Source organism: Methylosinus sp. C49, from assembly GCF_009936375.1.
GTDB lineage: Bacteria > Pseudomonadota > Alphaproteobacteria > Rhizobiales > Beijerinckiaceae > Methylosinus.
In genome coordinates, this window is sequence record NZ_AP022333.1 from 260,406 (window position 1) to 271,133 (window position 10,728).

Sequence of the window (10,728 nt, forward strand, 5' to 3'; positions counted from 1 at the left end):
GGACTCGCTAAGCGTCACGCGAGCCCATCGTCGAGCTCTCGCGGCTCGGCCGCCGCCTCCGCGATCGACATTCGCCACAGATCGACGAGGCGGCGCTCGTCGGCGCGCGCGCGATAGTCTTGCAGCGCCTGCGACTGCTCCTCGACGATCTTCCGCCAGAAGCCGCCGTCCTCGAGCAGGGCGATGACCATATTCGCCATGGCGCCGATGTCGTCCGGCGCGATGCGAAGCCCGGCGCGCAGCGCTTCTGCGGCGCCGGACTCTTTAGCGTAGACGACCGGAACGCCGCGCTCCATGGCTTCCAATATCACCATTCCGAAGGGCTCGGCTCGCGAGGGGACGACGACGACGCTGGCGCCGCCATAGGCGTGGCCGCGCTCGTTCCAGCCCAAGGGACCGCGCCAGACGACCGTGCGGTCGCGCAGGCGCGCCCTCTCCTCGCCGTCGCCGAAGACTTCGAAGCGCGCGGTTACGCCCGCGCGGCTCACGCGATCGGCGAGGTCGCAGAAGCGGTCGAGACCTTTCTGGCGGGCCAGGCGGCCGATGAAAACGACGCGTCGGCTGGTCGGATCGCCGCGCTGGACCGAGGAGCCCGCAGCCTCGGGAGCCGTGTTTGGAATGACCGCGATGCGATCATCGAGGGCGTAGTATCGATCGATGAGCGCTCGGCGCGTGACGTCGCTCGGGGCGACGAGACGCGTCGCCGCATTGACGGCGCCCTGCTCGATTCGCTCGATCAAATAATCGCCGCCATCGGGACGCCGGTCGATCTCGAGGGAATGGAAATGCGCGACCCAAGGGACGCCGACAAGGGTCGAGGCCGCGCGCGCGGCGTCGAAAGTGACCCAATCATGCGCGTGGATGAGATCGGCGTCCGCCGTCGCGACGTAATCGCGCAAGCGTCGCTGGAACTCTTCGATGAGCCGAAAAAGAGGTGAGGCCGAGAGCGCCTGCTCGTCATAGACGGAATAGGGCGAGGGACGGCCGCCATAGCTGGACCAGGCGGGCGCGCTCGAATAGCCGCCATAGATCGACCAGGCGCGTGGCGCGCCGCCATAGCTGGACCAGATGCGATGCGACGGCTCCTCGCGCGGCGGCGGCGCCGCATCGTCCAGATAGCTCGACCAGATCGCGCCCACGGATGCGGTCGACCAGCTCGCGGGCGTCTGATCGTAGGGAGAGGGCGCTCGCTTTCCCTCCTCTGGCGGGGCAATTCCCAGCGCCACGACCGGCGTTCCATCGCCGAACGGGTCGAAGATCAGCCTCGCGCGCTCCCAGGGCGCGACGACGGTGACGCGCGCGCCGTCGCGGCGCAGCTTACGGACCAGCGCATGGCAGGCTGTCCACACGCCGCCGACGACGAGCGGCGGAATCTCCCACATCAGCATGAGAATATGCGGTCTGTCGCCGGAGAATCGTCGCGGGCGCGGGCGCAGGCGCGCCGTCAGCAGGCGCAGCGCGCGGCCGCTCTCGTCCGGCGCGAGCAGCAGAGGCCGTCGCGGATGGAAGGCGATGTCGACAGCGTCCTCGCTCGCCTGCGTCGCGACCGGGATAAAGGCGAGGCGGCGCCCTTGGTCCATGCGCCAGAGCCGCAATCCATCGTCCGCGCGCGAAGCGAGAATCTGTCGCGAATGGTCGATCGACAGAGCCCGGATCGGGCCGCTATGTCCGTCGAGCAGGCGCAGCGGCGATTTCGGCGTGTCGGGAACCGGGCGCGCGGAGGAGACCATTCGGTCGATGCGCCAGACGGCGATGCGCCCTTCGGCGTCGCCGCTGATCAGCAGCTCGCCGTCATTCGTCCAAGCGACGCTATGCGGCGGCGCGCCGCTGCTGGGCAGGCGGACGACGACATGCGGCTCGCGTCCGTCCATGACGACGACGCCGGGCGCATCGGTCATGGCGAGCGCGATCCAATCCCCCGACCAGGCGAGCTGACGGATCGTTCCGGGCAAGAAGGAGGACACTCGCGGTCCCGGCTCGTCGGGGGCCAAATTTACCAGAGTGGCGTCGCTCCCCCCGACGGCCAGCGAGCGGCCGTCGGCCGCCCAGCCGAGCGCGCTCACGGGCTCGTCCAAAGGAATTTCGATCGGCTCCCAGCTCGGGAGGCGGTGGACGACCAGCCGCGGCGCCGCGCCGCCCACGGCCAGCGCGGCGCCATCCGGCCGCCAGGCGACGCGCTCGCCGACGAGACTGCGCTCGATCGACCCCGAGACGGCGCGAATCTCGACGCGGCCCTCCTGGTCCGCCATGGCGAAAAGCTCGCCATTGGGCGACCAGGCGAGATCGCGCAGGCGTCCGCCCTTCCGCTCGATCCTGCGCTCGAGCGTCAGCTCGATCTCGTCCGATTGCTCCCATCCGCCTGCGAGGCGGTCGGCGAGCGCGGCATAGGCGCCTCCGTAGCGGCGCAGCGCCTCGGCGCCCAGCCGCGCGAAAGGCCGGCCGCCGATCGGCAGAGCCAAGGGGCCGGAGCCGCTGTCATCGGCGAGCGCGGCGGCGAAAGAGCGCGGCCGCCCCGCCTCGCCGGCGACGAAAGCGGAGACCGCGTCGAGGACGCGCGCCGTGACCGCCATCGCCTCGGCGGCCGTCTGGCCTTCGCGCAGCAGGTCGCGGATGAGCGGATCGTGAAAATCATACTCGACGTCGTCCGGGTCGGCCTGCGTCTCCTCGGTCATGGGCCGGATGAGGCCGCCGAGCAGCACTTCCGCGAGATGGGCGTGGCGCGAGCTCGGCATCATCAAATGCTGGACGAGCCGCATCACCGGCAGGCTCAGCGGCGCGCCGGCGAGATAGGCCGCGAGCTGGCGCGCCGGCGCCGAGGCGGAGGCGGCGAAACGGCGCACGCGCTCGCGCGGACCGAGCGGCGGCGGCGCGCCCGCATCATCCTCGGCGCCCCAGGCTTCCGCCGGCGGCGGCGGCAGGAAACGGGAGAGCCGCACGCCGGAGACGGTCACGCCGCCGCGCCCGGCCGTCACCGCCGCCCAGCGCGCGATCGGCTCCGGGTCGAGGGTCATCACCGGCAAGGGCGGCGACGCGTCTCCGTCTGCGGTCGTCCCGCGAAGCCGGGTGTTGGGCAGGCCCGGCGCCTCGGCGCGCAGCCGCAGATCGGCGAGGCCGAGCGGCGTGCGCGGCCACATTCGCTGCGGAAGCAGCTGGACGAGCGCCAGCGGCCCGCGCCCGGCCCAGGCCCGCAGCGCCTCATGCATGCGCCCGTCGCGCCACCACGGGCCGACGCAATCGCTCGCCACCAGCACGATGCGTCGCCCCGCCGGGTCCTGAAGCTCGCCGAGGCTGCGCGGCGCCTGCCGCGTGAGCGCGCGCGAATCCGCGAGCAGACGCGGCCCGTGATCGCCGTCGAAATGGAGCCGCCAGCCGCGCACGTCGCGAAACGCCCCATGCCGTTCGAGAAGCCGGCGCAGCTCGCCGATGGTCGGCTCCCAGAGTCGCAGCGAATCGCCGGCGTCGATGACGAGCGCGACATCCCCCGAGCGCTCGCGCATCGGCGCGAAGACGGGAAGCCAGACATTTTCCTCGACGATGCGGCGAACCGTCTCCTCCTCGTCGAGCGCGCGGCGATGCGGCGAGGCGACGCGCCTGCGCAGCGGGCTCAGCGCCCGACCGATCTCGAGCGCATGGGGAAGCGCCGGCAGGCCCGCGACGCGAAGGCCGATCGCTCGTCGTCCTTCGCCGCCGCGCCGCGAGGGACGATAGAGGTCGGAGAAATCGTCTCTGGGACGCTTCTCATCGTCGGCTCGCCGGCTCGTCGCCGTCTCGGCGGGCGGAGGCGGCGGCGGAGTTTCGCCCGCGCGCGGCGCTTCGACCACGGGCGTGACGACGGTCGAGGGCGCCGTCGACGGCTTCGGCGACGGCGACTGCGCCACGGGCTCGACCGGGCCGAGCCGGGCGGCGAGCCACAGCGCCTCGGCGATCTGGAGCGGCTCGATCTCAAGGCCGCTCTCCTCGAGGCGGCGGATCAGCGCGTCGATCAGCTCGCCAGCCCTCCAGACAATGGCTTCAGCAGCGCCTCCTCCAGACGACTCTTCTCGTCGGTCGCGGCGGCGCCGAGCGGCGCGCCGAGCAGACGCAGATAGAGCGCGTTGAGCAATTGATCGGTGGACAGATCCTGGACGCTACGCCGCCTCTCGAAATTTTCGAGCAAAATCTCCCAATCAGCCTTCGCTTCCGCATCGGCCTCGCCGCTCAAATGCGCCGCGACAATGCCGGCGAGCTTGGCGGGCGACGGATCCTGCAGCGTGAGCCGCAGGCAGCGGCGCAGAAAGGCGGGCGGAAAATCACGCTCGCCATTGCTCGTCAGCACGATGAAGGGGAATTCGCGGCATGTGACGCGGCCGCGCTCGACTGGAATCCAATAGTCGTCGTCATGCGCGCGAATCTCGACCGGCGCCGGCGGGCCGCCTTCCTCGGCGAGGCGGGCGAGCTCGGGAATGTCGAAGGCTCCGTCCTCGAAAACGTGCAGAAGATCGTTGGGCAGATCGATGTCGCTCTTGTCGATCTCGTCGATCAGCAGCACGCGCGGCCGCTCGCGCGGCGCGAGCGCCGTTCCGAGCGGCCCGAGACGCAGAAAATCGCCGATCTCCGTCCGCTCACCGGGATGCAGCTGCTGATGCTGAAGGCGCCCGAGCACATCGTAGGAATAGAGCCCGTCCTTCAGCGTCGAGCGGCTGGTGACCGGCCAGCGCAGCACCGGGCCGAGCCCGAGGTCCTGCGCGACGGCGTAGGCGAGCGAGGATTTGCCGGTCCCCGGCTTGCCGGTGACGAGCAGCGGCCGCCGCAGGATGAGCGCCGCATTGACCATCTCGATCTCCGCCTCCTCGGCCTGATATCCTCGGCCGATGCGGATCTGCTTCTCGTCGGGCGCAGGCGGCTCCGCCCGCTCCGGCCGAGCCGAGCGCGCGACCTTTCCGGCAAAACGCCGCCAGGGCGGCGCCTCGGGAAGCGTCTTTCGATCACCCTTGAAGATGCGCCAATCCGTCATCGTCCATCTCCTGCGCGCTCTTTGGGCACAAAGGGAATGCGTCCAGGGTCGTCCCAGACGAGGCTGACGCCGAATGCCTGCTCGCCTCGATGCGCAGCGCGGCGCAGCTCCCACAGGCGGCGCGGCAGCTCGTGCATGAGCGCGCCCGTCATCAGCCGGCTCCAATGCGCGTCCGGCTCGGCGCCGGCGGGCGGCGAGCGGAACCAGACCGCGGCCGGCAGGCCGGCGTGCCAGGCGGCGAAGAGGAAGTCCCGGTCGCCCGGGCCCAGCCATTCCGCATCGGCCGCGAAGCCGAGCGCGATGCAGAGCTGCGGCTCCGCCTCTGGCCCCGACAATGCGTCATAGAGCTGGCGCGGCGAAAAAGATTGGCGCGTCCGCACCCAATAGGGCTCGCCGCCGAGCGGACGCGGCGTCTGCCATAGGCGCTTCCAGCGCTCGCTCCAGAGGCGGCGCACGGACCAGAGCGGGGGCCGCTCTATGTCGCGCAGAACGGACAGATAGACGACGCCGAGAGGCTGCTGCGCGCCGAATTCGCCGGGCACGAGCCATTCGTCGAAAGGCTCGGCCAGGAGCGCGTGCGGCACGCAGAATTCGACGACGATGACGACGGCCCCCGTGTCGCCGCCGACATAGGAGAGCTCCTGCTGCAGCGCGTCGAGCCGCGCGATCAGCGCCTGCCTCACCTCTTCGAGCGAAACCGGACCCTCCGGGTCCCAGCCATCGGCCAGGGGCTGAATATCCTCGTCCTTGAAGACGCGAATATGGGCGATGCGTCCGAGCCGAGGCTCTCCATTCGGTCCGGGACCGAGAGGGGATGTCTCGGCGCTGAGCTCCACGGCGACGTAATAATGATGCAGCCTCGGCGCCGCGGAGCCGTCCGACGCAATGTCGAAGGCGCCGAGACCGACCTTCTGCAGCCACGTCTCGACGCCCGGCCGCAGATCGGGCAGGCGCTCGGCGATTTCCCGAAGCAGACGCCACAGTGGCGGAGGGCCGCCATCGACCGGAGGCGGCAGATCGGCGAGATGAGCGAGGGCGGCGCGCAGCGAGCTGTCGCTTCGCGGCGCCGCGGTCGGCGGAAGGCTGGAGCAGTAGAGCTGGCGTAGGAGATCCTGCGGCAAGGCCCGCCGGTCGACGAGCTCGACCAGCTCGCCGAGCCGCGCGCGGGCGCACCCCGCATCGACCGCTCGCCGCGTCTCGCCGAGCGCGACGAAACGCAGCGCGAGCCCCTGCCCTTCGAAATAGCGCGTGAGCTCTTTTTCGCTTTCGAGATATTCGACCGGCGTCGCCTCGAGGCTGCCATTGCCCCAATTGCCATCGGCTTTCGCGGCCACTGCGACGAGCGCGGCGCCGACGAAGACCGCGGCTCCCGACAAGCCTCCCCAACCCTCCAGCTCTTCTGGACGGATATTTTCGACATTGACGTCGAAGCGCAGCGGCTCGGCGGAAACGGCCCAGGCGATGCCGCCGGCGACGAGACGGTCCTCGGCCCCAGCCGCTTGCGGAAATCCACGGGCCGCGCAATCGAGCTTAACCATATCGGGCGAGACACGGGCGAGCTCCACCGGCTCGTTCGGCAATCCCGTGACGGATTTTGCGAGCGCGAGGACGGCGAGATCCACTCTCTTCGACCGCCAGATGACGTCCGCGCCCTGCGCGCGCGGACGACGACGACGATGAAGAGGCTTCGTCGCGCTATCAACCGCCTCGGCGGGGCGGACCGCCCAACGGGCGCGATCGCCGCCCGCCGCCGCGACATGGCCTGCGGTCAGCACATGACGCGAAGTGATGAGATAGCCGCTGCCGACGCTCTCGGAATCGAGGAGAATTTCAACGACGCGGGCCGCTTCCATGTGCCGCGACTCTCCCCGAGCCCGCTATTTCTTGCCGCCGCGCCGGATCTCGATCTTGCCCTTCTGGCCTCCGGCGTCGACCTTGACCGGAGACAACGACAGCTTGACCTTTTGCGTCTTGCTCATCTCGGCCTTTCCGCTCGCGCCGAGCGACGCCTCCGCGCCGAAGATGTGAAAGCCGATCTTGCCCTCGCCGCCGGCCTCGCGCTGCGCGACGACTTGAAACTCCATCTCGATCGGCCCGAGCTCGAATTTCACAGATTCTGTCGCCGCATCTGCGACGGCGCCGACGATCTCGGCGCGCAGAGCCTGCAGCGCCTCTCTCAAGGGAATCGTATCCGGCATCGAAGCCTCGTCAATCTGGTCAAGACGGTCTCGCAATACGCGCATTATATCAGCTCGAGCGGCGCCTGGAAGAACAAAGCTAGAGAAAACGAAAAAGCCCGCCAGAGGCGGGCCATTTCGATATTTTTAAGAATCTGGTTGCGGGGACCCGCAACACCCGATTCTTGCTATTGGTCGAGCGCGTGGTCCCGAAGCTCGCCGCATAAAAAGCGCTGAGAAGCCGGAGAACGAATATCCTCGTCGCGCCCGTTATAGGCGCGGCGGCGTCACGGACCACGCGAGACCATTCTCGCCCTTCCATTGCGAAGAGCGAGCAGGGACGTGACCGACAATGCGCCGACGCCCGAGCTCAGCGGCCAGAGCAAAGCGCCGAGTTCGACGCCCTCGCGAAGCAGGCAAAAAGCGAGGCTCGTCGTCAAAAGGCCGAAACCCGCCGCCCGGGCGCCGATCTGCATAAAGCGCGGCAATTCGGCTCGACCCGTCACGTCCCGCCAATGGCGCGGGAGAGACAGGGCGAGGGCCAAAAAGCCGAGCGCAGCAGCCCCGAATGATGCGAGCAATGGGATTTCAGACATGGGTTTCGTTCACCTGCCGGATCCGAAAATCTCGTCCTGCATGCGTCGATTCCGAGGCGATGTGCTTTGCCGCCACGGCCGCTATCAGCGAACTCGCCAACAGTCCCAAATCCGTGCCGGCGACCGCCCATCGGCCTTGAGCGAGGCTCTCTGCGAGATGGTCGCCGGTGGTAATCCAATTCAAGATCGGCGCCGCGCCCGCCAGCGCGCACACCGCCCAGCTCTCATCTCGCCAAGCGGACCTCGCTCGGCCTCTCGACACGCGCCAGCCCGCGTAGACCGCCGACGCCGCCCAAATCGCGAAAAAAGCAGCGACCTCCCATTGCGCGCGGCCGGGCGTCGCGAGCGGGAGAAGCCGGTTGACGACGAAGAAGCCGAAGGTCGCCGACAATAGTCCGGGAATCGCCGAGATGGCCGCCGTCTCCACGATGCGAACGCCGGTCGGATGCGGTTTCGCCTTCCTCTTTTCCATCCAGATGACGAAGCCGGTCGTGATGACGACGCAACCGCCGAGGCCGGCGAAGAAATAGAGCCAGCGCAACGGCCAATGGTCGAAGCGCATCAGATGCATGCCCCAGATGAAGTCGACAGTCGACTTGGTCGGCCCGGCGACGCTCTGCCTGAGCAGCCGGCCTGCGCGATCGAAGAACATCGACTGGCCGTCGTCGCGGACGCGATCCTTCGTCATCCGTCGCCATTCGACGACCGCGTTGACGTCGCTGGCGTTGACGACACGCAGCAGCGCGGCCTCGCCATCGCCCCAGCGCCGTTCGGCCTCCGCGCGCATGGCGTCGAGCGAACCGAGTTCGCCCGGCGCCCCGGCCTTGCGAAGGCGAAGAGCGCCGCTCGCCTCGTCGAAGAAGACGTCGGCCTTGCCCGGATAGGCGGCCTCGATACCGGCCGGCAGATAGACGGCGGAAAAAATGACGAGGCCCGAAAATGGAATGGCGAGAAGGAACGGCAGGATCACGACGCCGATCACGGCATGAAGATCGAAGCTGCCGCGCAGCAGCGTTCCATTCGGCCGATAGGTGAAGAAATTTTCGAAGATGCGCGTGCGAATGATAACGCCGGATATCGACAGCACGAGCATCGCCATCGCCGCCGCCCCGACGACCCAGATGCCGACGTTCCAGACGCGGACGAGCAGGCTGTAATGAAATGGATAGAAAAAGCGGGTCGCGCCGAGCGTTCCGGCATCCGGCAGAATGTCTCCATTGGCCGGATTGATGGCGATATTGCCGGCGCCTCGCTTGCCGCGAAAGCCGAGCTGCGCGAACGGCGTCCTTTCATCCGGCAGAACGAGACGCCATTCGTCGGCTCCGGCGACGAGCTCATCGATTCGCGGACGAAGCAAATCGAGCGAGATCGGCCCGCTCGGAGGAGAAAGACGCGTCGCGGGCATCATCCAGCGATCGATCTCATGATCGAACACCGAAAGGCTTCCCATGAAGAAGATCGTCAGGAGAAGCGGACCGAGCGTCACGCCCGACCATGTATGCAGCCAGTTCATCGAACGGCGTAGGGTCGAGAACATCAAAAAAGATCTCTCGCCAGACGAGAGGCCCAGACGAGCGCGCCGCCGCCGCCGGCCAGCACCAGCCAGACGCGATGCAAGGCCGGCGTACCAAAAGACCAGAGAAGAACGAAAAGATAGAGCGGAAAGCCGAGCAGCGTAGCGATCATCACGCTCTCGCTGCGCGCGACGCCGGCTGCGATCAGCAACAGCGTCGAGCAGGCGACAGCGCCCGAGGTGAACGCATAGCCGCCGAATACGGCGCCCAAGATGCGCAAGGCGATCGCGCCTTTGCCCGGCGCCATAGCGCTGTCGTTCATCGTCTCATTTCCGCTCGCGCCGCCTCGGCGCCGCACGCGACGCACAAGATCGCCGTAACGAGGAAATCTAATGTACGCCGACCCGCCTCGCAACGCGCATGTTCTGGACGGATTCCAAACTTCGCGCCCGCCAACGGAAGGTTCTCCTTTACGCGAAGGCCGCAGCCATTGCGGCAGCAATGTCGGCATGCGCGGCCTGTGCTTCGGGAAACAGGGCGGCCATGCGCAGGAAGTCATGCGTCATCCCCTCATAGATTCGAAATGTGACTGGAGCGCCGGCGGCTTCCAGCTTTTGCGCATACGCCAATCCTTCGTCGAGCAGCGGATCGAATTCGGCGAGCGCGACGAAGGCCGGCGCGACGCGGCTCAGGTCCGGCGCGAGCAGCGGCGAAAAGCGCCAATCCGCAAAATCATCCGCGGTGCGCGCGTAGAGCGCGTGGAACCAGCGCAGCGTCTCGGCCTCGAGCAGATAGCCTTCCCCGAACAATTCCATCGAAGCCGAGGCGCAAGACGCATCCGTCACCGGATAGAGCAAAGCCTGCAGGACTGGCGCGACGCCGAAGATCGCCCGGTCGCGGGCGGCCATGATCGCCAACACGGCGGCGAGCCCGGCTCCCGCGCTGTCGCCGCCGACCGCGATCCTGCGAATGTCGACGGCGAGTTCCAGGCCAGCCGTCACGACATGTTTGAAGGCGTCGACGGCATCATCGACGGCGGTCGGAAATTTGTGCTCGGGGGCCAGGCGATAATCGACGGAAAGAACCGCGCAGGGCGTGCGCAGGGCCAGCGAGCCGCACAAGGCGTCATGCGTGTCGAGGCCGCCGACGACATAGCCGCCGCCGTGGAAATAGAGGAGCAACGGGCGCTCGGCGGTCGAAACGAGCGCTCCCGGAACGTACAGCCGCGCCGCGATGGCGGCGCCGTCGCGCGTCGGAACCGTGACCGCCCTGCGCTGTACGCCATCTTCCCCGGATGTGTCGAGCGCTCTCGACGCCATCGCGAACTCGCGCCGCGCCTGGTTCGGCGCGAGGGCGTGCAGCGGCCGCGTGTCCCCGCTCCGTCGTCCGGCGTCGACGAGATCGAGAAACGCCGCGAGCTCTGGATTCAATTCCATCTCGGTTTTCCT

General features: G+C 68.2%; 7 protein-coding genes. All 7 read right to left on the reverse strand.

What is annotated here, in order from left to right; translation table 11 throughout:
* Positions 1-14: 14 nt before the first annotated feature.
* The 7 genes from GYH34_RS19335 to GYH34_RS19370 all read right to left on the reverse strand — a co-directional run bounded on the left by GYH34_RS19335 (position 15) and on the right by GYH34_RS19370 (position 10,716).
* On the reverse strand, positions 15-4,007 hold the full coding sequence (locus GYH34_RS19335) for an SAV_2336 N-terminal domain-related protein (protein WP_348983922.1): 3,993 nt from the start codon (positions 4,005-4,007) through the stop codon (positions 15-17).
* On the reverse strand, positions 3,983-4,993 hold the full coding sequence (locus tag GYH34_RS19340) for a MoxR family ATPase (RefSeq protein WP_161915240.1): 1,011 nt from the start codon (positions 4,991-4,993) through the stop codon (positions 3,983-3,985). The genes GYH34_RS19335 and GYH34_RS19340 overlap by 25 nt, the downstream gene beginning before the upstream one ends.
* On the reverse strand, positions 4,990-6,846 hold the full coding sequence (locus GYH34_RS19345) for a trypsin-like peptidase domain-containing protein (RefSeq protein WP_161915241.1): 1,857 nt from the start codon (positions 6,844-6,846) through the stop codon (positions 4,990-4,992). Before GYH34_RS19345 ends, GYH34_RS19340 begins: the two co-directional genes overlap by 4 nt.
* A 24-nt stretch (positions 6,847-6,870) precedes the next feature.
* On the reverse strand, positions 6,871-7,191 hold the full coding sequence (locus tag GYH34_RS19350) for a trypco2 family protein (protein ID WP_161915242.1): 321 nt from the start codon (positions 7,189-7,191) through the stop codon (positions 6,871-6,873).
* Positions 7,192-7,758: 567 nt separating this feature from the next.
* The gene (locus GYH34_RS19360) at positions 7,759-9,303 is read right to left on the reverse strand and encodes a PepSY-associated TM helix domain-containing protein (RefSeq protein WP_161915244.1); all 1,545 of its coding nucleotides are present in this window, start codon (positions 9,301-9,303) and stop codon (positions 7,759-7,761) included.
* The gene (locus GYH34_RS19365; RefSeq protein ID WP_161915245.1) at positions 9,303-9,602 is read right to left on the reverse strand and encodes an iron uptake protein; all 300 of its coding nucleotides are present in this window, start codon (positions 9,600-9,602) and stop codon (positions 9,303-9,305) included. Before GYH34_RS19365 ends, GYH34_RS19360 begins: the two co-directional genes overlap by 1 nt.
* A 148-nt stretch (positions 9,603-9,750) precedes the next feature.
* Positions 9,751-10,716 (reverse strand): alpha/beta hydrolase, encoded by a 966-nt coding sequence (locus GYH34_RS19370; RefSeq protein WP_161915246.1) that lies wholly within the window; start codon positions 10,714-10,716, stop codon positions 9,751-9,753.
* Positions 10,717-10,728 lie beyond the last annotated feature (12 nt).

Coding starts and splice junctions, on each gene's coding strand:
- GYH34_RS19340 (WP_161915240.1), bottom strand. CDS start 4,993: ATGACGGATTGGCGCATCTTCAAGGGTGATCGAAAGACGCTTCCCGAG.
- GYH34_RS19345 (WP_161915241.1), bottom strand. CDS start 6,846: ATGGAAGCGGCCCGCGTCGTTGAAATTCTCCTCGATTCCGAGAGCGTC.
- GYH34_RS19350 (WP_161915242.1), bottom strand. CDS start 7,191: ATGCCGGATACGATTCCCTTGAGAGAGGCGCTGCAGGCTCTGCGCGCC.
- GYH34_RS19360 (WP_161915244.1), bottom strand. CDS start 9,303: ATGTTCTCGACCCTACGCCGTTCGATGAACTGGCTGCATACATGGTCG.
- GYH34_RS19365 (WP_161915245.1), bottom strand. CDS start 9,602: ATGAACGACAGCGCTATGGCGCCGGGCAAAGGCGCGATCGCCTTGCGC.
- GYH34_RS19370 (WP_161915246.1), bottom strand. CDS start 10,716: ATGGAATTGAATCCAGAGCTCGCGGCGTTTCTCGATCTCGTCGACGCC.